Source organism: Psychrobacillus sp. FSL H8-0510, from assembly GCF_038008345.1.
Classification (GTDB): Bacteria; Bacillota; Bacilli; order Bacillales_A; family Planococcaceae; genus Psychrobacillus; species Psychrobacillus psychrotolerans.
On record NZ_JBBOYZ010000001.1, the window covers coordinates 2,142,429 to 2,165,374 of the forward strand.

Genomic DNA, 22,946 nt, shown 5'->3' on the forward strand with positions numbered 1-22,946 from the left:
CAAACAACTCCTTTCTACAAAAAATAAAAGCGTGTGCTAATCGTGAGCTCAAATTCCCCACTTGCACCGCTTACTGTAAATTCATTATTCCCTACTGCGAATGACAGTAGTTTTTTGTTTGTTTGACCAAATATACTAGAACCATTTTTAAAGGCTTGTACACCCTTTAATTTGATAATGTCAGATGCAGTTGTAAAACCGTTATACTTCCACACATCACTAGTAGTGTTATTTGTAATAGTTAAGTTTGTGGAAGCACCTTTAAATGTGATTTCAGTTACCACTTGTTTTGTCATATCAATTAAATGATTGCCACCATTTTTATAATCAAATGATGTGGATGAATATTTCTTTTTGTTTAAATTAATTGATTCAGCTAAACCACTTGTGCAAAACAATGGAATTTCAATTTTTGTTACTCTTCTATTTATTCGCTCTGGATCCCAATCTTCTAATTCAACCTTCCACCACTTACCTGGAACGTTAACCTCACCGATATACAAATCTGAACCATGGCCAAGTAATCCGAATAACTCGTCTCGCAGCTTTAAAGAATCCTTATAGTCATTTGCTTTAGTGATAAACTCAGCAACTAATTGACGTGGATTCAACTGCTTATCTAAAATAATGATTCTACCATTGTCTAATGTTTCTTTTACTAACGTATATGATGGTCCTGGAATACGGAGTTTAAGACCAAATAAGCCGATGGACTCCATATTGATTTTGTTGCATTTTGCATCATAAAGATTTAATCGGCTTATCATAGACTCACTCCTTTTAGTAATGCTGAAATTGATGTGGAATCATATTGCATACCATTGATATATCCAACTTGATTACGCGCTACTTCTTGACCGTCTAAATGGCTAATTACATTGATAACGATTGGTCTATCATTCTGTGGAAGAACACCGGATCTATTACTTCTATTAACTGAAGCGCCATAACTTTGGTCGTCCACAGATGGAGTAGCAAACTGTGCTAATTTACTTGCAGTATTCTCTACCATTGCATTCATTTGCTCCATACCAATGATTAATCCCTCACCGATATGTTTACCAATTCCCATTGTGACACGAGAAGGTGACTTAACTTGTAAAGCGGCTTTCATTGCTGCTTGAATACTATTAGCAATAGATTTAGATTTTGCAATAAGTGCAGGTTCCATAGATGCTAATCCATCAAGTAATCCCTTACCTGCATTAACACCAATTTGTTTAAGTGATAACAATTCACCGTCAGATGCTTTTGTGATTGATTTGATTTTATTAACCCATTCAACACGTAGCTTTTCTAATTCTGTATTAGCTGTTTTTCTCAATTCAGTGATAGTAGCTTCTGTATCCTTTTTCATACCTGACAATTCTTTCTCAGCTTGTGTACGAGCAAGAGCAGTCTTGTCTTTATACAGATTAGAATAAATAGTTAAATGCTCATCTGTTAATGAATTGAGCGCTAATAGTTCTGGTAATGCTTTAGGCCCCATCTCACGAAGTTCTTCAATTAATCCAGAATCAACTCTTTTACTTGCGAACTTGTCCATTTCTGTTTGCCATGTTCTAAATCCTTCAACTTGGCTGCTTAGGTTCATAAGTAATTCAGAACCTGATTTCTCCATGTTGTATGTGAACTCGTCAAACAATCCGGAAAACGATCTAAGAGAACTGATGCGACTATTTAGAGTGGAATTGTACTTGTCCGTTAAATCTTGTTCTGATTTTTGTAAATCATTGTTAATGGCTACCATTTTGTCGCTGTATTCTTTGTTTGTGGATGTGATTTCATCATTAACAGCTATTAATGCTTTCTGATAAGCTTTTTGCGCCTCTACTTTTTCTTTTGTACCATTCTTAAAAGCAGAAACAGACGATTCCCAAATCTTCACTTCATCCACTAATGATAGTTGTTCCATTTGTTTCTTTTCTTCCACAAACAATTTAAGTGCATCTAGTCTTTCTTTGCCTGTTTTCGAATTAATTTTAGCAACATCAGATGCAGCCTTTTCATTAATCTTTTTAACTTTTGCTGATGAATCTTGTTCTAAGCGTTGTATTTTTAAAAGTTCTGCAGAAGTGAGCTTTCGTTTTTTCTCCTTAGCAGTTTTCTTTATTTGATGAATATCTTCATTCGCACGCTTTTCAATTTTCTTAGCTTCTTCGTTTGCTTTTTTATTGATTACTGATATTTCTGCATTGGTTTCTTTAGTCCCTTTAGAAAGTACATTCTTAGCAGATGCAATTAAAGATTTACTAACTTGAGAAGCCCTAGCAATTACTTCGTTTTCCTTATCCTTAATACCAACCGCTAATCCTTCACTTACATTTCTACCTATTGCCATCATGACACGCGAAGGTGATTTAATCTGTAATTCTTTTTTGAATGTTTTAGTTACCCATCCTGCTGTAGTTTTTGCGGATTTAATAATAGAGGCACCCATTGAATCAATACCACTTTTTAAACCGCTCATGAGATCTACACCGATTTGCTTCATATTAGTACCAGTTAAATAAGAAGTGTAACTATTCCATCCTTTTTTCAAATCACCCCATAAAACGCCCCACTTAGACTTGATTTGACCAGTTTCCCAGTCAACTTCTTTAACATGTCCTTGTGCTTGTTTTTTCGCTTCGGACACAACTTCAGCATGCATGCCACTAGCGTGAGCAACTGTAGAATCTCTTGACTTGCCTGCTTCAGCAATCATTTTGTTTGCTTGATCTTTGGATATATCATGTGATTCATCTCTTAAACGTATTATTTGAGCTAAAGTTTGATTGTATTGCTCTTCCGCTGCCTTAACTGTTTTGTCGCGTTGTTCTGCAGAATTTTTTGTAACTTCTGCTGCTTGCCTAGCAGATAAGTCTCCAGCAGTTAATGCCATACGTTCAAGAATAATTTTTTGTTCAATTTCACTGTCGGATAGATTTTTAACTGCAGCGCGGTTCATTTCTTCTTTAATACCGTTAATCGCTGCCTCTTCAACCATAGTCAATTCACGTTTTTCTTTATAAGCAGTTTCAATAATTTCTTTTATTCTATTTTCTCTTTCTTGTTGTTCAGTCTTTTGTTGCTCAGAAGAATTCACTTGGCGTTCTAAAATTCTAGCTTCCATTTCATCAGTAAGTACACTCGAATTAGCAAAGAAATTTCTTGTTGATTCAATTTGTTCAGCATGCCGTTGTTCCATACCAGCTAATATTTGTGTATTCATTTCCTCAAATTGAGCAATCATCGAATTTTTAAGTTCTTCAGTAACGGTTCCTGAAGTTATAGATAGGTTAGCCATTGACTGCGATACACCATCAGATAATTCGAAGTATGATCCTAATGCTTTTTGAGTAGATTCGGAAACACTTTCTCCAAATCTATCAACTTCTGGAATTGCATCTTCTCTTAAGTCTTTAGCTACTAAAGCAACTGCAACACCGAGGCCTGCAACTGCTGCAACTGTTAATCCAATCGGACCTGTGATAACTGCCAATGCACCGCCAAAAGTGGCAGTAGCGCCTCCTGCTACACCTATTGCTCCAGCCATCGCGCCTGCTGCAGTTATAATTGAACCGATCGAACTTACTAATGTCCCCCCTATAACTAACACAGGACCAATTGCCGCCGCTACTCCTGCCATTACAAGAATATTCTTTTGTGCTTCAGGGGAAAGAGCGTTGAACTTATCTACCATTCCTTGAATATATTCTGCGCCTTTTCTTAAGGATGGAATTAATTTGTTTCCTATCGTAATAGCTGCAGTTTCAATAGTTCCGCCTAATTCTTCAAGAGCTCCATTTAAGTTGTCTTTCATTTTAGCTGCAGTTTCAGCAGAAGCTCCACCACTATTTTCGAGTGCTGTAGTCATTTTATCTATTTCTGTTGGACCTGCTTTAATCAGAGCGAGGAATCCACTAACCGCTTCTGTTCCGACTAATTTAGCAAGAGTCGCAACCTTTTGTGCTTCCGTTTCACCTTCAAGTGATTTAGCTAAATCTCCAACTATTCCAGAAAGACTTTTAGCCTCTCCACTACTGTCGGTTAAGGAAAATCCTAGTTGTTTCATTATTTTCTCTTGTGCTTTAGCTGGATTATTTAATGCTAATAAAGATGCACGTAAAGCAGTACCTGCGTTAGAGCCATCTAAACCGGAATCCGTCATAATTCCAATAGCAGCTGCTACTTCTTCAAGTTGAATACCTAAAGCCGCCGCTGGTGCCCCCGCGTATTTAAACGCTAATTGCATATCGTCAATTCCTGCAGCTGAAGTATTAGCTGCCATTGCCAAAACATCCGCAACTCTACTTGCTTCTGATGCCTCAAGTCCCCATACATTTAAAGCGGCCGCCACTGTTTGTGCAGCTAAAGCTAAAGATTCACCTGAAGCTTCAGACGCTGAAATTACACCAGGCATTGCACCCATAATTTCTACTGCATTGAATCCCATAGCCGCCATATCTTCCATAGCAACGGCTACTTCACTTGCAGATTTAGAAGTATCAGCACCTAACCTCAATGCGGATTCATTCAATGCATCCATTTCTCCCGCAGTAGCACCTGCTATTGCTCCAACTCTATCCATTTGTGCTTCAAAATCAGCCGCCATTTTAACCGATGCAGTACCTGCAGCAACAATTGGTGCTGTTATAGCCATGGACATTTTCTTACCAACATTAGTCATACCGTCGCCAATAGCTTTCATTTTGTTGCCGGCTGCTTCCATACGTTCTCCAGCTTGAGTCCATGCAGATGATTGAATTCGTAATTCTTCCGTAACTTCATTTAATTCTGTAGTTAGCCGGTTATATTGGGTTTGTGCTTCATTTACACGTCTAGCTTGACGTTCTAATGTTGCTTCATTTGCTGTACCGCTCGCTACCAGTTCATCATATTTTCGACGTTCTTCGGTTAATTTAACTGAGGAAGTAGCAACTGATCTAGTTAATATTTCTTTTTTAGATGTTAATCCTTCCACAGACTTTCCATAATCTGCACCTAACGCTTTTGCCGCTCTTAATTCAGAACCCATTGAACTGAGGTGTCTATTCATCTGATTGATTGAGCCGTTGAAACTTGAAGCATCCATGGAAAGGGAAACTGCTAAACTACCAATTTCTGTTGTCATATTCTCACCGTCTTTCAGTCACTGTCTTATTTTTGAACACAAAAAATTACAGCCATGGCAATTCATCAGCTGTGACATATTCCATTTCAATCATTCGTAATTCAAAGAAAAATCTAATATCCATTTGATCTATTTCATGTAGTTTATATCCTTCTTGCATTCGCTCACGATACCAACCTTTTATCCATTCATAGGAATCGAAATCTGTTACTTCCCCGTTTCGTTTCCCTCTTCATCACCTGGTTGAGTAACTAATCCACCTAAACCTAATACTTCGTTGAATATACGAGTTGGCTCTGTTTGAATCTGTGTAACACTCAATCCATCCCAAGCTTCTTCTGCAGTGAATTGATTACCAAATGCGAACGCTAGAAAATCAACGAATTCATCATAAAATTCAGCTTCACCAACGTTAGTTGCTTCACGAACTTTTTTGTTCAATTCCAAAGCTTTTCGAAAGACGATTCCTTTTACAAAATCCTCTGTATATGTTCTTTCTTTGCCATCCACACGCAATACTATCTTCATGTATAATTCCTCATTTCATATTTTGATAAATAAAAAAGAGAGGTACTAGACCCCTCTCAAATTATGGTGTTGGTGTTACTACTGGTTTTTTAACAGTTGCAAAGAATGTAGTTGGTGTTTCTGTAACAAGTGGATCAGTAGTTCGTATTGTGTGTTTAAGCGTTCCATCTGCTAACGGAATAACTTCTCCACTGAATCCACTTTGTTTATATGCGATTTCACCTTTTTTCTTCGTAGCATTTGATTCTTCAGTTGGACGAATCTTAGCTTTAAACAACCAAACTAACTTAGATCCTGATTCAAAACCAATTGCTAAGTAATTAGGCGTGTCATTAGTGTTCATAATTACACCTTTATCATCTGATAATTGATGACCATACCAGTCGGCTTGTACTTCTGAAGGTAAATCAGCAACTTGTCCAGCAAGTGTAATCGTATCCAATTGAACTTCATTCGCTACTACTTGATCTCCTGCATCAAATGTACCTTCTGAAAAGTTAGGAGTAAGAGTTAATTCAATAGGCATGTTCATTGTTTTAACTTCTCCGTGCTCCTCTGTTGTTTCATCTGTCATCACCGCGTAATGTAATTTTTTAAGACTAATTTTTTCTACTTTTTCTTGAATAGGCATATTTGTAATTCCTCCTAGTGTTTTTTAATATTCATCAAAAAAAGCGAATCGCAACACTTTGTTATAGTGCGAATCGCCGTCTGTATAAGGTGCATCAAATTCTGATGTTCGTTGAAATCCTGTTTGTTCTAGTACCTTGCGTATGTCCTCCACAAGCTGATAGTAGTTGCCCTTTGACCAAACATTTACTTGTATTAGTCTCTCGGTTTCTATTTCCTTGTCAGCGGCTTCTAATGAAGGATTAGACGTATATTCTAAAAAAGTTACATATTCAGAAGGTAAACCATTTGGACCTGATGGATATGATTGAAAAGCAGATTTAACTCCAATGCTAGTAAGTGTGGAAGACACCAAATCAACTATATCTCTCATAGTCCTAGCGCTACCTGAATTTCTTCGATTATTGCATTCATAGATTCTGATTTACTTTGTTCGTATCCTCGAGAGAAAAATGGATTTGGATTAATTTTACCCCACGTTACTTTTTTTCCGCCTTTGGTTATGGTAGACCCTGCGCTTCGTCCAAACTCAAGTATATGAGAATGATAAGCTCGTCCAGTGTGGATGACAACCTCGCCATTTTTTGGACGCTTTAGTTTGATATTCTCCTTGATTACTCCATCAGAACGATCGCCAAAGTTTGCTTCCGCAATAATTGCAGCTTGTGTAATTTTACCGGCTTTGTTTAATGCTTTGTTTTCTAGTTGCTCCGATATATTTAAGCTACTTAAGTTTTGAAGTGTTTCTTCCAAACCTGTTAGTTGTAATTCCAATCAAAGCACCTCCCGAATAAGAATGGTGAAATATTCATCCTTCTCATCGTCATTTGTCATAGAGGTTATATCGTAATCTTGTCCTTTATGACGGATCCTCATATTGTCACTCACATCATCACGGTATCGAATCCCGAAAGTTTTCATATCTTGCATTTGAACAGCTGCTGCTTCAAATAATCGAGCGCCTTTTAATGTTTTAATTTCAGCCCACACAGTCACATGCTCCGACCATTCTTTGGATGGCCAACCGTTTACTATTTCACCTGGTGGTTTTAGAAAGGTGATTCGATGCCTCATATTCCCTGCATTTGGTTTAGGTTTATATTTAAATTTCTGCATTTACATCACCTTCTAACACAATTTCATCCAAGGCTTTAGAGATTCCTAAACTATTAATCAAGCTTAGAAAATTATCGTTGAAATATTCTAATGAATCGTTAAAAGCATAGCGAGAACGTTCAAAAACAAGCTCTTTAAACGTTTCGTCTGTTTGAATATCATAATCCCCACAAACTCTAATTAAAGCTTGTAGGGACGATAAAAGGATACGTTTTAGGTTGTTATCTTCATCATCGCCTAAACGCATCCTCTCTTTAAATTCTATTAAAATTTCAGGTGTAATACTTGCCTTTGTGATGTTCATTTACATCAATCCTTTGCAGATTGTGTTTTCTTTTTATCTTTTGGTGATTCCTTTTCTTCAAGAAAAGCCACCTTGTATTTCGGATGAACTTTGGATAATTCGTCAATACGTTTTTTGGTAGGCTTATGGTCTCCTTTCGGAAACTCATCACCTACTTTGTAAAGAGTGTTGTTATCCTCTGAATCAATGAATTTATTAATTACTTTGTATGCCATTTTCATCTACTCCTTTCGATTTTATACTTCTGGTGTAGGGTTGAAATTAATATCTAAGTCATAAACTAATGCAGCTTTATTATCTTTTGGTTTACCATTAGCAAACTGTTTGATTGTATAAAGTGTTGCATCTTCAATAGCAAGTGTTTGATCGAATTTTTTCAATTTGTAACCACCTGCGATAGCTGCTAAATAACGACCTTTTACAAAGAACACTGCTTTTCCTACTGGAATTTCTTCGGATTCAACAACTTGAATGTTGTAAGGAAGAGCCATAATCCATTGTCCATTTGCAGTTTGAATAGTATTACGTGCTTGAACTCCAATTGCATCAATTGGATTTACTACCATAACAACTTTATTTAATACTTTAAGAGATTTACCATCAGCATCAGTTGATAGAGCTTTAACAACTCCGTAAAGTTCTCCCGCTACAATTGTTCCTTTGTCTGAAGGTTCGAAAGTTAATGTACCAGAAGATACTTTGTCAGTGACAGCACTTGTTGTAGGGTCAACATTTTTAAGTAAACCTACTGGTTCGTTTACCCCAGGACCTCTACCGTTTACATAACCAAATTCCAATCCTACAGAATAAGATTCAACTAGAAGAGTACGTACAAAACGTTCAATCCAAACTGGACCTAGTTCTAACATATCGTTTGGAATAACCGCAAATGCAGTAAGTTTGAATTGGCTGATTGTTTCTTCACCAAATGCTGCATTAACTTGTCCTTTTATGTCACCGAATAATTTACCCCACGCATATGTTTTTGTAACATCTGCTGTAATGAATCGTGTAACGGCTCCTAGATCTTGTAATCCCAACGCATCAAGTAAAGGATGCTCTTGTACTAAATCCTCAAAAACACGTTCTTGAGTAGTTACAGGAAGGATTGATTCATCAGTAAATCCTCCTTCTAAAACTGCCGCATTAAAGAATTTTGTTTCTTCAGAAGTCAATACATTTTGACCTCGTTGTTGAAGAATTGAACGATCAAGCATTTCATTGTTTACTTCTTTCGTGATTGCAGAAGCTACCTCTGTTTGAAGTGCATCAAAATAATTCTCGTAGGCTTCAGTTGTTTCTTTTTCTGTTACATTTTCCTTTGCTAATACCGCTGTTAGTGCAATTTTAGCATTTTGAAACTTTTCTGATTTATTGAATTTAATTGTCATTATATATTTCCTCCATTTTTTGTGTAATTAAAAAAGCCTTACTGCTCTGTTTTGTTTAACAGGAGTCGGCTTTTCTGGTTCCGTATTTTTTAGTTGTTCTAATTCATTTTGCATAGCTAACATTTGTGCTTTTATTTGAATTAATTCCTCGTTGTCTTCCACAGTTGATGCAGAGGCTGAGATTTTGTTTATTTGGTTGTTGAATTCTTTTGCTTTATTTATAAACAGTTCCGATTCAACTTCTTCAATATCGACCGCATCAATTATTTCGTCGATGAGACCTAATTCTTTTGCTTTTGCTGCAGAAAGATACGTTTCATCATCGAGTAATTTTGTTATTACACTAGCATCAACTCTATGTGTATAAGACGCTAAAACTGATTCGCCGATTGAATCTAAATCATTTGCAGATTTGCGTAATTCTTTAGCATTTCCAGCAACTATAGTCCATGCATTATGAACCATCACTTGTGAATTCGAATAAGCTTTGATTGTATCAGCACCCATACATCCGATAGATGCGGCACTTGCTGCAATACCTGGGATAATAACCGTTACATGTCCTTTATGTGCACGCAGAGTATTACATAGATCAATTCCTAAGAACACGTCGCCACCGTATGAATTGATTTCTAACTCGATGTCTTCATCTTCTTTGATTGTTCTCATTTTGTAATTAAAGTCGTAGATACTTGAATTCCAACTTGTAAAATCGCCTTTGATTTTATGCTTCATTATTCCTTCTCACCCCCTTTAAGTGCTTCTGAACTTTCTTGATAGTTTTTAGTGACAAAGTAAGCGTCCATAATTGGATCATCTACCCTTTCCCATCCTGCTACATCTCTTAATTCATTACTACTAGCAAAACCTGAAGATTTCAATTTATCAATAGAAGTAGCCAAGTCGAAAATATCACGATATGAAGCTTTTCGAATCTCAATACTCTGTCCGGCAAGGTATTCTTTTTGAGTAAAAAACTTTACATTAGCTTCATCTTTTATCTTTTTCAGCAAAGGAGCAATGGTAAAAAACATATAGTTCTTCGTCTGTTTTTCTACATCCGCCATATCTCCTCGCAAAAGACTAATAGGAATACCAAGAGCAAATGCAATTTGATCTAAAAATCCATTTGTCACTTTATTAATTTCATCTACGCTTTGACCAGCTAATCCATTGGATGATACTTCTTCGTATTTAACGCCTTTTTGTTGAGGAACAATTGCAATGTCCTTCTTTTCAAATGCATCGTAAAGCTTATTGATATAGCCTTTTAGTTTTTCACGTTCTTCTTCAGTTTTGGCAGTAGTCATATCCATATCTACGGTTCCGCGAATCTGGTTCTTTCTTTTTTGAGCTTTTAAAACGCTGCCGAACAAATCCCCGTAATCTGTGAATAGACTATCAATTAGTGGAGTTAATTTTTCATTTCCATATCTTAGATGAATAACTTCACTTTGCTTGAAAGTCCTTTTGAATTCGAAATCTTTCACAACAACATTTGAAAATATATCATCAAATACCGCATATTCTTTATGAGTAAAGCTATCCGCTATTAATAGATCACCATCATCTGCTTGAATAATTAAACACTCATTCTCGAAGATATATTTATAAATAAAAGTTTGCCAAAATGTACTAGCCGTTACATTTTTACTGGGACGTACATTTAAACGGTAATACAGTTCATCTTTTATATAGGTATCACCATTTTTCACTCTAAATTCAGATTGACTGATAGTCCTACCGATAAACGATATACACGTTTCTATAGCAAGTTTTTTCATGTGCACTCTCTTAGCTTTATCTTCGAATATTTCCATATCAAACAAAAATTCTAACTCGCTATTTCTTTTAAAAATCGCATCTAAGAATCCCAAATTTTATCACCCCCTTTAGAAATCGATATCACCTATGAAGAAACTGCTGTCTTCCACAATCTCGTCTGCTCTGTATAAGCCATGTACGAATGCTTGGAAACCATCTGTTTTGCGTCGTATCGGCTCTTTTTTCGCATATTCTTTATTTCCTCTTTTGTCTATTAAGACCAAAACGTTATTTGTATACCAACGCATTAAAGGATTGTCACCAAATATAATTTGTTTATTAGCAAATGCCGTTTCAATCCGTGGTGCCAATAAACTGTGGATGGCACGAGGATTTCGAATAATTTCAATTTCAAATCCTTCAGTCTCAAATAATGGTCTCAAAATCTCCATTCGGAAATTATCGGCAATAATTTTTTTAATTGTATAGAATTCACGCATCTGGACGAACCATTGGACAATTGCATTAGGATCTATCGTTTCCCCATCTACAACAGTTAATAGTTGCTGCTCCTCCCATTCCCTAATAGGAGCAAACTTTTTCTTCCCAGCCATTTCAGCATCATGCTTTTTCGAGTAACTATAAAATTTATCAACAAATTCTTTACGAGCAAATGAATGTGATTTAAAAATGTAATCGCCATTCTCTCTAAATAAAAGTCCACAAGCTGCAAAGTCACGAATTGAGGCATAGTCCAAACAACCAATACATTCTTTATAATCAAGGTCTGGGAATGGTCTGTTAGTTGCTTCAATCTCTTCCCATTTAGCTACAGATTTTTCTAAATCGGTAACAGGTAAGTTCATACGTTTAGTCATGAACTCTTCTCGATTGGAAGGATCGTCCTCTAAATCTTCGTACTCTTCAAATATGGTGTCGAATAAACCTTGTGCGTAACCACTACGAGGTTCACATAACATTGGATTAGATTTCTCCCAATTTGAAGCGTCATCGATTTCGTTTTCATCATCCAATTTGCAGATGAAGGGGAACAAGGCATTTGCTCTTGCTTCTCCACGTAATACCTTCAAAGCCTTTTCTTTCAACTTATCTAAGAATCCATCACGCACATATCCATCTGTACCAATATAAAATTCACGTGGATTTGCTTTTTTACCAAGACCACTAACATGAACCCTTACATCTTTGTTTGACTCATATTGATGAATTTCATCAAACACAACCATACCGTCACGTAAACCATCTTTTGTTTCACCATTGGATGTACGGTATTTTAAAACAGATTCTGTTTTCTTATTTGTAATTTTTTCTTTCGTTCGTGCGAACATCGCTTTTAAGGTGCTATTTCGTCCGATTACACCGTATGTTTCATCAAAGGATGTCTTCGCCTGTTCTTCACTGTTCGCGACGATAGAGACGTTATATTCACGTATTCCGTGAAGGGGAGTTGTTAAGAAATGAGTGATTACTGAAATCAAACCATTCTTACCAGCACCACGACCAATCATCCATAAGTGCTTACGGTAAAATACGCGATCGTTCTTAGTGAAAAATAAAAAGACGAATGCTATCAAGAACTTTTGGAATGGCTGCAGTGGAAAATACCACTTCTCACCAAACTTAATACAGTTCTCAATCATTTCGTCATTGAAATACAAATCATTCCGATTCAATACATGCTCTAGCAAATATTCAATCAGTTGGATCCGTTCTTTATTTAGTTTTATCTTCCCAGATTCATAGAGCTGAATATATTCATCTACATACTTATTACTAATCAACTAAATCAGCATCCGTAAATTCTTCTTTTCCTTCCACAGTTGGTGCAGTAGAGGAAGGGGTATCTCCTTCACTTGTAAAGTTGAACGTTTTTTCCAATGCAATCAACTGTGTATTAATTTTCATTTTTTCGGTCATGGCCGGATGCGTCTTAATAAATCGCTGGGTGCCGTTTTCTATAGTAATAGTCGCTCCATCTTTTTTTATTGCAGCATCACAAGCTATGTCCAATTTAATTAACTGGATATAGCGCTTAATCTTTTTTACTTCAATCAAATCATCTTGATCTATTCGACTCATTAATTGGAGTTCTAATTTTTTAATTGTCAAATTACCCCTCCCCCCTCTCGCGTGAATCGTGTTTTACTCTAAAAATCTGGACAGAACAGGCTCCAACCGGTGTAGGGCCAAAAGTTTTTTCTCAAAATATTTTGAGGGGGGGTAATATATTTATTTTTTTTATTTTTAATTTCATGATTCTTACCACCTCTCGTCTGATTCCCATTTGTTTATCTTCTTTTCAAATGAACGATCGTGTTCTTTGTTGTGACAATCAACGCATACTACTTCGAGATTGTTTTCATCGAGTGCAAGCTTAGGATGATTCTCTAGCTCTTTAATGTGATGGACAACGAGTTTTATTTTCTTTCGCTTTGCTTTCTCGCTGTACTCGTTTGTATCAATGGAAACTTTACCATTACGTTTACATTCTTGGCATTCGTTATTGTCACGTTGTTTTATGTGTTTAGATAACTTTCTCCATGCATAACTGTTATAGAACTTTGCTTTTTGTTCTATTGATTTGTATTCAGACAACGTTAGTCACTACCTTTAAGACATAATAAAAAGCACTCACGATATATGAGCACCTTCACTTTCTGCTATCCTTCTATCATTATCCATACTCTGTTTAACTTTAGCTTTAAGTTCATCTACTTCTTCCCAATGTTCATCTAATGCAATCTCATACGCTCTATTAGAAGACTCGTTATTATCATCTGGCAATTTGGGTAGTGACTTCTGCAACTTACGTATTTCACTTTGCAACTTTGCAGTAGCTGGACTTACATAACTTACGATGTATTCTTCTTTACAATGAGGACATCTAAAGTAAGTCTTATCAATACCATTCTTTACTTTTATCTTTCTGGTCTTGGTTATTGTGAATTCCTTTTGACATCCTCTATCACATCTTGTTTGAATTGGTTTAGCTATTGTCATATGTTTGTCCTCCACAATCATATTCACTATTTAACCGATAGCTCGAAGATAGTAGATCACCTAACCTTTCTCGAATTTGACTTAGAGTATTGCAAGAATGACCACCACCTTTTATGTATAATAAAAAGCCACACCTGGTTTAGTGTGACTTAAAACATTTTTTTACTTATCTTCTTCAACACCCACGATTTGATTAGTAAAAATCATTATCTTTGGCTGACTTTACATATTCCTCTTCATGAATTTTCGATAAATTCATTGTAACTCTGAGTTATATATTTTCTTTCATTATCAATTACCTCTAAACACCGGAATATTTCTTCTTGTAAATCTGAATACAACTCGTGATGCTCTGTCACATCTTTTCTGAATACCTCTGACCTTGATTTTACTGTTAATTCCCCAATTATATTTAAAGCATTCGTAACATTTCGACCTAATATAAGGACTTCCAAAGAGGATATTTCTAAGATTAGAGTATGGTGCAACTCTCCCCAAAAAGTTATATTAAACTTAAAGTCTTGATCTTCATAAGGAATTTTTTCAAGTACACTGTATAAATAATCCCTAATTTTATTTATAGCATTTAATTTAGAGGCCAATGATTTTAAATCATCTTTTCTTCTATTTTCGCTTATTGTTTTATTAACTCCAATTAGAGTAATAAAGCCTCCGAAAATAGCTCCAACAAATGCTATTAATCCGGCCGTTATAGTTTCACTGTCAATAAACAACATGTTAATCAACCATGTGTAAAGCAAAGCATTCATTCCGATAATAGATACGATAATCAAAAGTGTAATCTCTTTTTCGTATTTCACTTTCACTCCCCCTCATTTTTTTATTACATTGAGAGAAGAATATTAATAATATTTTTTTAAAAGTGCACCCAAAAGGATGCTTTCTTTTAAGCTATTATTCTATTAATAATTTCTGAAATGATATCATGGCATCTCTCTTTATCTTCTCCTGATCCCGATAAAGATGTTGCGATTTCCATCAATATGTTTTTCGAGTCTTCTTCAGAAAGGTTGCTAACCGCATCTTCCAATACACCTTGAAAACTAGTACTCATTTCAACACCTCCCTCCAAAGCTAATCATAATGTTAAGGGAAAGAATTGTCTGTAGTACAATTTTGATACAATAAAAAGCCGCACCCGAATGGATGTGACCTTTTGTAATATTATTTTTTAGGTAATGATATATATAATTTTTCGACCCATTCATCGAATTTGTTTCTTTTTTCAAAATTCATAACATCATACATTTCAGGGTTTACTATCTGAAACTTCTTTTTAAATAATTCTAAATCGAATTCTTCCATCTTACTCTCTCTTTTTATTCTACTAAAAGTTTTTGTAAAGTCGGAATTTTTATATCCGATATCTTTTTTTCCTAGCCTAATTACTTTTCCGTTCTTAGTAATATTTAGTTTGTTTGCAATTCGACATGCTTCCTCTTTTACAGCAAACACTTTGTCATGAATAGCTAACCTAGTTACTACATCTTTTCTCTGATGGCAATCTATTTCACTGATTCCCTTTAATGCAGCTAGTCTATTTTCCCAAGAGTTTTTGTCGTTTGCCTGTTTAACTAAAGCATCAATATTTGTCGTCAAGTCAATTCCCCTCCCATATACCTAAATCATAGTTCATATGAATTAGGTTTACAATATAAAAAGCACCCGAACAATTAAGTCCAGATGCTTTTTCGAAGGGAGAAAACTTATGAGCCGCTTATCAAAGTAACTCATGCTATTACTTTACGACATTTATTTGTGAACTTCGCTAGTGTTGAGAAGTTCAGTTTATTCTAACGAAATAACTTACATCTGTTTTGTCGAACATTGCAATTACGTCTGAACCGTTTAAGTATTGGTTACATATTTAGATACAATATTTATCGCTTTTCCATTTCTTAAATGAACTTCATATAGATTTCCTGACATTATACCCACCCAATCCTTTCAGCTGTCTTATCTATTAATATATTTCTCTTACGTAAAACCTTGTGTCGAGACATATAAAGTTTATCTGCGATATCTTCCCATTCGTAACATCCATCTGTATCCCAATAACGCATGTCCACAATTGTTTTCATATCGCTATCTAACTTTGCGTACATAGATTCTATGGTATTCACGATATGTTGTAAGTTTTGATAAAGTTTATCTGAAGCAAGTAAGACTGCTTTATTCTCTGTAGGCATGGATATTTTTCCGCTACGTCCACCACCAGTGTTCATTTCCATATCGTTATGAGGATTTAATAATTCCCATTCACGATATTTTAACTGTCTTTTGTTGTCATTATGATTTATCCAGTAGTATTCGATTTTTTGAATATCTAATCGGGAAAGCTTATTCATCTGTTCACACCTACCCTTGTGTAATACCGTCTCTTAAAACCTGTTCAGCAAATGCACTAGCAACAGCAGCAACATGTATTAATTCTTCATATAGGTTATTCGCATCCGTTTCTTTACTTGCGATACTACCTTGTTGCATTGCTTCACATACTTCTCCGAATTCTTCACCAAGAATTGCTAACCATCTACCATTGCTATGATTTTGTTTACCCCATTTAACATTTTGTCTAAAACGTTCCTGGAGTATATGTGTATTTACAGTTACCATTGTTGTTTCGTAAGTCATTGTTTCCCCTCCACAGATAGAGCCTTTTCCATCTGGTTTATTAGTATTGTTGTGTATACAAGAGAATCTAATAATTCCTCTCGATGATGCTTATGCCATTGGAGAACAGAAAGCGAACCTGGTTCAACAGTATGACCATATTTAGCTATTCCTTTAACAGTCTGTAATTCTAGTAAATTACTTACTTCACGCAAGATATCATTTGCTATTATTTCTTCATCTATAGTCACTTCAATGCCTCCAGTCGTTTACGTAATTGCTTTGCTTCTTTTTCCTTTTCTTGTCCCCATTTGACTGCATTCTCAAGACTTTGTGCTTGTTCAGTTAGGAATCGAATATCACTGACTATTGCTTTTTGCGTATCGAGTTCTATTCCTAATGTGTGAATGTTAGGGATTAAATTGTGTTTAATAGAAGCTAATCGTTGTTTGTCAGACATCTACCTTCCTCCTACCTTTGCTATAATTTAATTTTTCTGTAATGGCTCGTTGCTTAGTCCACTTTTGAAAATGAAACCTGTTGTACGCCACTGTCTCAGGCACATTATGTTGTCTCATGATTTTAAGTTCTTCGGTTGTAAATGGAGTTTTCATGGTTTCCCTCCCTCACCGAATGGTCGTACTGTGCATTCATCCATAGATGCCGTTTTAAATACTGGACTAATAATATAATTACTTTTCATAATTACATGATTGTTAAAATTTATAGTCTATTGCCGATATAATCCTCATAAAGCAATAGGAGGAAATTTAGTTGAAAAAATTGTTTGAATACTTTTCTGAGGATAGACCATATCTTATATTGGTAGTAACAACATTTATCGTTAGTGTCCTTGGCTACATTTACGTTCAAAAGTTACCAAAACCAGAAACATTAATTGAACTTGGTAAATACTATTTTGAAAGTCCTGGTGACTACATATTATCAATCATCTTATTTCTCATAATTAGTTTGGCATATGCATTTGCTGCAGCTAGTGGAATTTATAATACATATTTAAATTGGGATGATTTAAGTGCAATTGGAAAGACTTTTTCAATAATGCTTACGGTTATTTTCTTTGTCCTTGCATTTTATTTTGCAGGATATTTCTTATTAACTGTGTTTGTTTTTATTGCGCTAGGTGTTATTGCAATATTTATCATCAAAGCTTTGAATGATTAATAAAACTGATGTCCTAGCTAATAAACTGGCTAGGATTTTTTATTGTTTTCCTCCTAGAAAATCATTTAAGATGGATATTAAATTTTTTCAATTCCCGTTCGTTTGCAAATGAAAAGCCATTCCCATTCACACATTTCTTGATATGTTAGTCTTTTCAAAACTTCACCTACTTCACATTTTTTGTCTACTAGGTAAGTTCTTCTATGATTAAAATTTGTTTCAGTAAGCCATAATAAGATTAAGTAAAATAAAGGAGCGCTACTTATTCTAGTTAATTTTGTCCTAGCTGTTTTATTTGTTATAACTCAAATCTATATTGTTTACAGGATTATTCAGAGTTCTGGCAGTGGCCTCCCTTGGGCTTTCCTTGCCAATGGATCATGGGTTTTGTTTCTCCTCACATTGTTGTATTTAGATCAGTGGACTTAATAGTTTGTGTCAACAGTGCATTTATTTCTCCAATCGTTTCACACGCTTCACTAAATTTATAATTGCAATACTATTAACACTTACTGCAAGTGCTATTACTAGAATGATAATGTTGGTAATCATTTTGATCTCTCCCGCACGATTCGTCTCATAACCGCCCTACACTTTGAAAAACTAACATCGTCACCTTTATATTTATATCTACTTCCACGACCATCGTTATAGTTGAAATTCTTCCCATACGTAACCGATGCAGTATCATCACGTTTAACCACTTCATATCCACGTTCTTCTAAATCAGCAATAGCAGCGTTTAGTTCTTGGATAGATCCACGATTGATTGTTATTTGGTTGTTTTGCATATATCCATATGGTTTAGTTGTCATGTGAACGCTCCTTTAATATTAAAAAGCTCCTGATTTTAAATAATGCTTAGCTTGGTAATAAAAGTGGTGATATATCCAATTTCCACTGAATTTCTTATCCATATAGACAATTTCAAAATTGTATTTAGCTTTGAAAGAATTGAGTCTTCCTAGTAACGCCAAGGGAGAATATTTTGAACGATAATCACCTTTTAACATTTTTTCATATCCGTTCAGGTCCTCCACAATTAAAGTAAAGGGAATGTCTTTCGAACGAATCAATTCATTTTCAAATGCTGTTTGTGTATCTTTTTGTAAGTTGCCTGTGATTTCATCTATATGAGCTTTACGTTCTACTCGACTACTTAGATAGATATCTCGTGTTATTCCTAACTCTTCATTTTTAGAAATCATGCAACCATAATCACCAGTATCTAATTTTTGAATTTTTACTGGTATTTGCTTTTGATTTAAATAATCAAGGATATGGCCATTAACATTTTCACGAGTATCAACAACGATTGTGAGTGTTTTTAATATTTTATTTAATTCGGTGTCTGTGTAATGGTAGGAAATCATTTTGAATCACCTTGATCATAAATATTACTGATAATTTCCATGCGAGCTGTTACGTTCGGTAACATCTGCCCTCTACATTCGCCACCACATAAATTACCGTAAAAGTGCATGCGATTCATTTGGAATCCTACGTGTCTATCAGCGGAATCATTGTCGTGATAAAAGACTTCATAGCCGATAAAATTTTTTTCTTCACTACAATCTTTAGCTGGGAATCTTAAAATATCCCCTTCATAAATTTCCACACCATTTTTATCTTTTAGACCTGTGTATTGTAATAATTCAATTTCTTCAAATGTTCGCCAAGCAGATTCTGTGTTAATCATTTTCTTTTCAAAATCAATATTGTGTACTGGAATTATTTCTTTTAGATTTTTTTCCCACGCACGATACTTAGTTTCTCTCATTGTCATGCCCCTTTCTTCGCATACATCACCGCACGCTTATACAATTCTTGTCCCATTTTTATAGATTCATCATTTGCAAATTGTCGAAAGTCAGCGTAAATATCAATCCAACCATTTTGAGCGAGCGCAATCATCCACTCATTGAACAATTCGAGTGAATCATCTTCAGCAAGTAACCATTCATTCAATTTGGAATTATGCTGCCATCCACAGATTTGATGGACCATTTTCATGAGTGTGATATTTTCAGCAGATTCATTTTTATATGAATGAAACCATTTTTCGATTTTGGGAAAAACACCTTCAGCAGCCTTCATCGTTTCAGCTGGAACTAATTGATGTTTTTTCAATTCGATTTTTCCATCTGTATCTAATTTCATATCAGCACCACTTTTCCAAATGTCTGATAAAACTTTTAAAACTTGCAAACTATCACCACTTTTCCGTTTTTACAATTTGAGTTACTTTTAAATAACTAAATTTATTGGAAAGTTACTTTTTAAAACACGCTTCAGCCTTACTCTCACAAGGGTTTGAAAATAAAGTTACTTAAAGTTACTCATTTTGGGGTATTACAGCCCCTAATAGTACTTATATATATTTTTTATTTTTTTATTAATATACAAAACAAGTAACTAAAGTAACTAAAGTAACTAATAAACTAACTCAAAGTATTGGTATCATTGAATTTCTAAGTGATTTTAAAATAGTTACTTTTTGAAGAAATGTCCTCATTTTGGTCTGAATCTAGTAACTTTTCTTGATAATGGCTAACTTTTCTCTCTTGTAAAGTAACCCCATGGACGAAATACTTGTTACCAGCGCCTCTTTCCTTCTTAAAACCTTGCGTTTCGAGTACTCGATAAAAAGCGCGATTCTTTAAAGCGAACTCTCCATTTTGATAACACCAATTGGAATACACTTCATATAATTCTTTTGCTGATATTTTTTGAGCTTCCTCGACATAGCAACGTTCGAATAAAAATGGACCAATAATATCCATTTCTTCTTTATAGTCGCCGGTTGCTTTCGATACCTTATTAGGTTCGTTCAACCCCATCTTCTGCCACTTCATACATCCTTCAATTGCCCAATTTAATATGCCGGGCATTTCGAGAGATAGTTTTTCGGATAACTTTAAATCTCGTTTTTGTTTTGGTAGTTGTAGATTAAATGGAACTAATTTAATGCGTCTCCATATTCCTTCGTCTGTACCTTTAATAACTGGTTTATGATTAGTTGTGAAGAATACTTTAAACTCCGGTATAAACTCGAAATATTCTTGCCGTAAAAATCTTGCAAGTACCGGTTCCCCACCAGTGATTTGTTTTACAAATGCCTCAGATAACACTTCACCATCTTCACTTTCAATTGCAGAAACAAAACGAGAACCAACTAATCTAGCAATATCGTTATTTGCTCCTGTTTCTTTCTTCTTGATGAAAGTATCTGATTTTGCTTGTTTTCCGTATTCACCCATGAGGTCCTTGATTATATTGATAAATGTAGATTTCCCATTGGATCCACCGCCTATTAAGAAAACCATTATTTGCTCTGTGATTTCACCAGTTAATGAATAACCGATTAAACGTTGCATATATTCGATTAGCTCTTTATCGCCCAAGAATATTTGATCTAGAAAACTTAACCATTCCGGGCATTTAGCTTTTTCATCAAATTCAACATTTGTAATTTTAGTTAGATTCAAGTTACGGTCATGTGCCTGCAGCTTACCTGTTTTCAAATTCACAATTCCGTTTGTAACATTGAACAAATACTTATATTTATCAAATTCTTCTCGTTCTCCTGGAACAAGTGGCATTAAATCTTTTATGCTATTCATTCGTATATTTCTGCGCTCACACATACGAGCCCATTTTGTTTCCATTTCTTCATCTGATTTATATAAACCACGAAGCACTTTATTAGTAATTCGTTCAATTTCTTTTTTCGTATCGATTCTCCATCGCTTGCCGTCCCATATCAGCCACCCCATATCAGAAACATATTTGATTACATGTCCGTATTCATGAGCGATTCGTTCAGCGTTACCAAGCTCCGTCAATCTGAATTTCTTTTTCGGTTTGTCCTCCACAACTTCAGCATCACCATTGTGGAAGTCAAAAGAGAATTCATCGTACTGTTGCTTGTCATCTAATATTGTGGATGTAGTAGAAGAAATAGCTTCGGCTATTGTTCGTTCACCATATGTTTCGTTTGTATCTCTAAAATGGATAACATCCCATTTATCACGCATAAGACCTGTTTCTCTAAACATTGAATCCATTCGAGTTGCACTCTTACCTGTCCAGAATGCAAGATGATTAGATAAGGCTAAATCACTTCCTGAATGATCGTCCTTGAGTAAATTTCCGTTATACAAGCTACGGATTTCATCACCATTTTTACTACGGAACATTTTTTCCCACAATGATTCATTGGAAAGTTTAATTTCATCTTTTTCAAATTCAGCTAAATTCACTCGACCTTCAATGTCGCTATCATCAAAATACTTTTCAAATACTTCAGCAAGTTCATCTGTTCGCTCAATTACCTCATTAGCATTTTCCGTATTTCCTGTAAAGGTAAAGTAACGGCCATGAGCGTAGATTTCTAAACCATGCTGCGTATTTTTTCTGCCCGTTCCAATAACATTTTGCGGAAGATTCCCCTTAATGATTATGTGAATACCTTCACCACTTGGAGAAAACTCTGTATATGAATCAATCATTTCGATTATTTCATTAGCAAAAGTATTGATCTTGCCATCTACAACACACTTGTCTATATCAATTCCGATGTAATTATCTTGACGACTGAATACGAAACCTATTCCGTCATAATCACCATCCAGATAGAATTTAACTGCCGTTGCAAAAGTGGACCAGGTGCTACGATTATTCGCTTGTGCCATAACTCCATCTGTTTGATATGGAACTTTTGTGTATCTTTCACCCTTTTTTTCAGACTTCCACAAAATCCATTGAGGGAGAGCTTTTAATTCAGCTGGGATCTCATTAAAGTTGTATGGATTTTCTTTCATTTATATCCACCATTTTTCTTTTGTAATAGTATCTAGTGCCTGTAAGCAACGCTCACGCTGAAACATTCCGAAATGACACTCATTTTGTGGAATAGCCATCTTTTTCGCTAACAACAAATACAATTTCCCACGACTTTTAACTTTCTCGTATTTCCACAATTTATCGAATATGTCATGACACGCTTTTCGTAGAATCTGAACATCTTTGGTTGCTAATGTGCCTAATGGTTTCCCACTATCATGTGTACCAACATTAGCTTTGCAATCGTGACAGTAATAACATTTTCCATTTCCATATTCACGACCATATATAATAGAATTACTTTCTTTTTTTACATTATGAGAGCCACAATTATGGCAATTTTGAATAGAATTCATGGTTTTTCACCTCATTTTGGGTATAAAAAAGAGAAGTCAGCTAAAAACCGACCTCT

General features: G+C 35.2%; 30 protein-coding genes. 1 reads left to right on the forward strand and 29 read right to left on the reverse strand.

Annotated features, from left to right (window positions below; genetic code table 11):
• Positions 1 to 14 precede the first annotated feature (14 nt).
• The 23 genes from MHI40_RS10770 to MHI40_RS10880 form a co-directional block, all read right to left on the reverse strand.
• Positions 15 to 767 carry a phage tail domain-containing protein gene (locus MHI40_RS10770; protein ID WP_340762630.1) on the reverse strand — a complete coding sequence of 251 codons (753 nt, stop codon included), beginning with the start codon at positions 765 to 767 and terminating at the stop codon, positions 15 to 17.
• Complete coding sequence (locus tag MHI40_RS10775; protein WP_340762631.1) at positions 764 to 5,116, reverse strand: phage tail tape measure protein; 4,353 nt, start codon at positions 5,114 to 5,116, stop codon at positions 764 to 766. The genes MHI40_RS10770 and MHI40_RS10775 overlap by 4 nt, the downstream gene beginning before the upstream one ends.
• A gap of 207 nt (positions 5,117 to 5,323) precedes the next feature.
• Entirely contained in the window at positions 5,324 to 5,644 is a 321-nt protein-coding gene (gene gpG / locus MHI40_RS10780) for a phage tail assembly chaperone G (RefSeq protein WP_340762632.1), read from the reverse strand.
• Positions 5,645 to 5,705: 61 nt separating this feature from the next.
• Entirely contained in the window at positions 5,706 to 6,275 is a 570-nt protein-coding gene (locus MHI40_RS10785) for a major tail protein (protein WP_340762633.1), read from the reverse strand.
• Positions 6,276 to 6,299: 24 nt separating this feature from the next.
• The gene (locus MHI40_RS10790; RefSeq protein ID WP_340762634.1) at positions 6,300 to 6,647 is read right to left on the reverse strand and encodes a hypothetical protein; all 348 of its coding nucleotides are present in this window, start codon (positions 6,645 to 6,647) and stop codon (positions 6,300 to 6,302) included.
• Positions 6,644 to 7,048 carry an HK97-gp10 family putative phage morphogenesis protein gene (locus MHI40_RS10795; protein ID WP_340762635.1) on the reverse strand — a complete coding sequence of 135 codons (405 nt, stop codon included), beginning with the start codon at positions 7,046 to 7,048 and terminating at the stop codon, positions 6,644 to 6,646. Before MHI40_RS10795 ends, MHI40_RS10790 begins: the two co-directional genes overlap by 4 nt.
• Positions 7,049 to 7,390, reverse strand: a complete 342-nt coding sequence (locus MHI40_RS10800) for a phage head closure protein (RefSeq protein WP_340762636.1) — start codon at positions 7,388 to 7,390, stop codon at positions 7,049 to 7,051.
• The gene (locus tag MHI40_RS10805; RefSeq protein ID WP_445678324.1) at positions 7,377 to 7,694 is read right to left on the reverse strand and encodes a hypothetical protein; all 318 of its coding nucleotides are present in this window, start codon (positions 7,692 to 7,694) and stop codon (positions 7,377 to 7,379) included. Before MHI40_RS10805 ends, MHI40_RS10800 begins: the two co-directional genes overlap by 14 nt.
• Before the next feature lie 5 nt (positions 7,695 to 7,699).
• Positions 7,700 to 7,909, reverse strand: a complete 210-nt coding sequence (locus MHI40_RS10810; protein WP_340762637.1) for a hypothetical protein — start codon at positions 7,907 to 7,909, stop codon at positions 7,700 to 7,702.
• 21 nt (positions 7,910 to 7,930) lie between these two features.
• The gene (locus MHI40_RS10815) at positions 7,931 to 9,085 is read right to left on the reverse strand and encodes a phage major capsid protein (protein ID WP_340762638.1); all 1,155 of its coding nucleotides are present in this window, start codon (positions 9,083 to 9,085) and stop codon (positions 7,931 to 7,933) included.
• Positions 9,086 to 9,112: 27 nt separating this feature from the next.
• Positions 9,113 to 9,820, reverse strand: a complete 708-nt coding sequence (locus MHI40_RS10820; protein WP_340762639.1) for a head maturation protease, ClpP-related — start codon at positions 9,818 to 9,820, stop codon at positions 9,113 to 9,115.
• The gene (locus MHI40_RS10825) at positions 9,820 to 10,905 is read right to left on the reverse strand and encodes a phage portal protein (RefSeq protein WP_340764479.1); all 1,086 of its coding nucleotides are present in this window, start codon (positions 10,903 to 10,905) and stop codon (positions 9,820 to 9,822) included. Before MHI40_RS10825 ends, MHI40_RS10820 begins: the two co-directional genes overlap by 1 nt.
• A 72-nt stretch (positions 10,906 to 10,977) precedes the next feature.
• Positions 10,978 to 12,651 carry a terminase TerL endonuclease subunit gene (locus MHI40_RS10830; protein ID WP_340762640.1) on the reverse strand — a complete coding sequence of 558 codons (1,674 nt, stop codon included), beginning with the start codon at positions 12,649 to 12,651 and terminating at the stop codon, positions 10,978 to 10,980.
• The gene (locus MHI40_RS10835) at positions 12,644 to 12,979 is read right to left on the reverse strand and encodes a P27 family phage terminase small subunit (protein ID WP_340762641.1); all 336 of its coding nucleotides are present in this window, start codon (positions 12,977 to 12,979) and stop codon (positions 12,644 to 12,646) included. The genes MHI40_RS10830 and MHI40_RS10835 overlap by 8 nt, the downstream gene beginning before the upstream one ends.
• A gap of 150 nt (positions 12,980 to 13,129) precedes the next feature.
• On the reverse strand, positions 13,130 to 13,465 hold the full coding sequence (locus MHI40_RS10840) for an HNH endonuclease (protein ID WP_340762642.1): 336 nt from the start codon (positions 13,463 to 13,465) through the stop codon (positions 13,130 to 13,132).
• 36 nt (positions 13,466 to 13,501) lie between these two features.
• The gene (locus MHI40_RS10845; protein WP_340762643.1) at positions 13,502 to 13,870 is read right to left on the reverse strand and encodes a hypothetical protein; all 369 of its coding nucleotides are present in this window, start codon (positions 13,868 to 13,870) and stop codon (positions 13,502 to 13,504) included.
• Between the two features lie 236 nt (positions 13,871 to 14,106).
• Positions 14,107 to 14,691, reverse strand: a complete 585-nt coding sequence (locus MHI40_RS10850) for a hypothetical protein (RefSeq protein ID WP_340762644.1) — start codon at positions 14,689 to 14,691, stop codon at positions 14,107 to 14,109.
• A gap of 86 nt (positions 14,692 to 14,777) precedes the next feature.
• Positions 14,778 to 14,945 carry a hypothetical protein gene (locus MHI40_RS10855; RefSeq protein ID WP_340762645.1) on the reverse strand — a complete coding sequence of 56 codons (168 nt, stop codon included), beginning with the start codon at positions 14,943 to 14,945 and terminating at the stop codon, positions 14,778 to 14,780.
• 110 nt (positions 14,946 to 15,055) lie between these two features.
• Positions 15,056 to 15,490: a HEAT repeat domain-containing protein gene (locus MHI40_RS10860; protein ID WP_340762646.1), complete on the reverse strand. Its 435-nt coding sequence runs from the start codon at positions 15,488 to 15,490 to the stop codon at positions 15,056 to 15,058.
• A 329-nt stretch (positions 15,491 to 15,819) separates the two neighbouring features.
• Positions 15,820 to 16,239, reverse strand: coding sequence for a transcriptional regulator (locus MHI40_RS10865; RefSeq protein WP_340762647.1), 420 nt, complete (start codon positions 16,237 to 16,239; stop codon positions 15,820 to 15,822).
• Between the two features lie 10 nt (positions 16,240 to 16,249).
• Entirely contained in the window at positions 16,250 to 16,525 is a 276-nt protein-coding gene (locus MHI40_RS10870) for a MazG-like family protein (protein ID WP_340762648.1), read from the reverse strand.
• A complete protein-coding gene (locus MHI40_RS10875) occupies positions 16,522 to 16,755 on the reverse strand; it encodes a hypothetical protein (protein ID WP_340762649.1) in 234 nt (77 codons plus the stop codon). The genes MHI40_RS10870 and MHI40_RS10875 overlap by 4 nt, the downstream gene beginning before the upstream one ends.
• Positions 16,752 to 16,964: a hypothetical protein gene (locus MHI40_RS10880; protein ID WP_340762650.1), complete on the reverse strand. Its 213-nt coding sequence runs from the start codon at positions 16,962 to 16,964 to the stop codon at positions 16,752 to 16,754. The genes MHI40_RS10875 and MHI40_RS10880 overlap by 4 nt, the downstream gene beginning before the upstream one ends.
• Before the next feature lie 314 nt (positions 16,965 to 17,278).
• Here MHI40_RS10880 and MHI40_RS10885 point away from each other — a divergent pair, with 314 nt between their 5' ends.
• Positions 17,279 to 17,689, forward strand: a complete 411-nt coding sequence (locus MHI40_RS10885) for a hypothetical protein (protein ID WP_340762651.1) — start codon at positions 17,279 to 17,281, stop codon at positions 17,687 to 17,689.
• A gap of 548 nt (positions 17,690 to 18,237) precedes the next feature.
• Here the strand turns inward: MHI40_RS10885 and MHI40_RS10890 are convergent.
• The 6 genes from MHI40_RS10890 to MHI40_RS10915 all read right to left on the reverse strand — a co-directional run bounded on the left by MHI40_RS10890 (position 18,238) and on the right by MHI40_RS10915 (position 22,890).
• On the reverse strand, positions 18,238 to 18,504 hold the full coding sequence (locus tag MHI40_RS10890; protein WP_340762652.1) for a hypothetical protein: 267 nt from the start codon (positions 18,502 to 18,504) through the stop codon (positions 18,238 to 18,240).
• An 18-nt stretch (positions 18,505 to 18,522) separates the two neighbouring features.
• Positions 18,523 to 19,062: an ERCC4 domain-containing protein gene (locus MHI40_RS10895; protein WP_340762653.1), complete on the reverse strand. Its 540-nt coding sequence runs from the start codon at positions 19,060 to 19,062 to the stop codon at positions 18,523 to 18,525.
• Complete coding sequence (locus tag MHI40_RS10900) at positions 19,059 to 19,469, reverse strand: YopX family protein (RefSeq protein WP_340762654.1); 411 nt, start codon at positions 19,467 to 19,469, stop codon at positions 19,059 to 19,061. The genes MHI40_RS10895 and MHI40_RS10900 overlap by 4 nt, the downstream gene beginning before the upstream one ends.
• Before the next feature lie 2 nt (positions 19,470 to 19,471).
• Positions 19,472 to 19,897 (reverse strand): hypothetical protein, encoded by a 426-nt coding sequence (locus MHI40_RS10905; protein WP_340762655.1) that lies wholly within the window; start codon positions 19,895 to 19,897, stop codon positions 19,472 to 19,474.
• A gap of 263 nt (positions 19,898 to 20,160) precedes the next feature.
• Positions 20,161 to 22,512, reverse strand: a complete 2,352-nt coding sequence (locus tag MHI40_RS10910) for a phage/plasmid primase, P4 family (protein WP_340762656.1) — start codon at positions 22,510 to 22,512, stop codon at positions 20,161 to 20,163.
• Positions 22,513 to 22,890, reverse strand: a complete 378-nt coding sequence (locus MHI40_RS10915; protein WP_340762657.1) for a zinc-finger-containing protein — start codon at positions 22,888 to 22,890, stop codon at positions 22,513 to 22,515.
• Positions 22,891 to 22,946: the final 56 nt, after the last annotated feature.

Excerpts from the sequence above, each read along its gene's own strand:
- MHI40_RS10770 (WP_340762630.1), bottom strand. The coding sequence starts at position 767 with ATGATAAGCCGATTAAATCTTTATGATGCAAAATGCAACAAAATCAAT.
- MHI40_RS10775 (WP_340762631.1), bottom strand. The coding sequence starts at position 5,116 with ATGACAACAGAAATTGGTAGTTTAGCAGTTTCCCTTTCCATGGATGCT.
- gpG (WP_340762632.1), bottom strand. The coding sequence starts at position 5,644 with ATGAAGATAGTATTGCGTGTGGATGGCAAAGAAAGAACATATACAGAG.
- MHI40_RS10785 (WP_340762633.1), bottom strand. The coding sequence starts at position 6,275 with ATGCCTATTCAAGAAAAAGTAGAAAAAATTAGTCTTAAAAAATTACAT.
- MHI40_RS10790 (WP_340762634.1), bottom strand. The coding sequence starts at position 6,647 with ATGAGAGATATAGTTGATTTGGTGTCTTCCACACTTACTAGCATTGGA.
- MHI40_RS10800 (WP_340762636.1), bottom strand. The coding sequence starts at position 7,390 with ATGCAGAAATTTAAATATAAACCTAAACCAAATGCAGGGAATATGAGG.
- MHI40_RS10805 (WP_445678324.1), bottom strand. The coding sequence starts at position 7,694 with ATGAACATCACAAAGGCAAGTATTACACCTGAAATTTTAATAGAATTT.
- MHI40_RS10810 (WP_340762637.1), bottom strand. The coding sequence starts at position 7,909 with ATGGCATACAAAGTAATTAATAAATTCATTGATTCAGAGGATAACAAC.
- MHI40_RS10815 (WP_340762638.1), bottom strand. The coding sequence starts at position 9,085 with ATGACAATTAAATTCAATAAATCAGAAAAGTTTCAAAATGCTAAAATT.
- MHI40_RS10820 (WP_340762639.1), bottom strand. The coding sequence starts at position 9,820 with ATGAAGCATAAAATCAAAGGCGATTTTACAAGTTGGAATTCAAGTATC.
- MHI40_RS10825 (WP_340764479.1), bottom strand. The coding sequence starts at position 10,905 with ATGGAAATATTCGAAGATAAAGCTAAGAGAGTGCACATGAAAAAACTT.
- MHI40_RS10845 (WP_340762643.1), bottom strand. The coding sequence starts at position 13,870 with ATGACAATAGCTAAACCAATTCAAACAAGATGTGATAGAGGATGTCAA.
- MHI40_RS10855 (WP_340762645.1), bottom strand. The coding sequence starts at position 14,945 with ATGAGTACTAGTTTTCAAGGTGTATTGGAAGATGCGGTTAGCAACCTT.
- MHI40_RS10865 (WP_340762647.1), bottom strand. The coding sequence starts at position 16,239 with ATGAATAAGCTTTCCCGATTAGATATTCAAAAAATCGAATACTACTGG.
- MHI40_RS10870 (WP_340762648.1), bottom strand. The coding sequence starts at position 16,525 with ATGACTTACGAAACAACAATGGTAACTGTAAATACACATATACTCCAG.
- MHI40_RS10880 (WP_340762650.1), bottom strand. The coding sequence starts at position 16,964 with ATGTCTGACAAACAACGATTAGCTTCTATTAAACACAATTTAATCCCT.
- MHI40_RS10890 (WP_340762652.1), bottom strand. The coding sequence starts at position 18,504 with ATGACAACTAAACCATATGGATATATGCAAAACAACCAAATAACAATC.
- MHI40_RS10895 (WP_340762653.1), bottom strand. The coding sequence starts at position 19,062 with ATGATTTCCTACCATTACACAGACACCGAATTAAATAAAATATTAAAA.
- MHI40_RS10900 (WP_340762654.1), bottom strand. The coding sequence starts at position 19,469 with ATGAGAGAAACTAAGTATCGTGCGTGGGAAAAAAATCTAAAAGAAATA.
- MHI40_RS10910 (WP_340762656.1), bottom strand. The coding sequence starts at position 22,512 with ATGAAAGAAAATCCATACAACTTTAATGAGATCCCAGCTGAATTAAAA.
- MHI40_RS10915 (WP_340762657.1), bottom strand. The coding sequence starts at position 22,890 with ATGAATTCTATTCAAAATTGCCATAATTGTGGCTCTCATAATGTAAAA.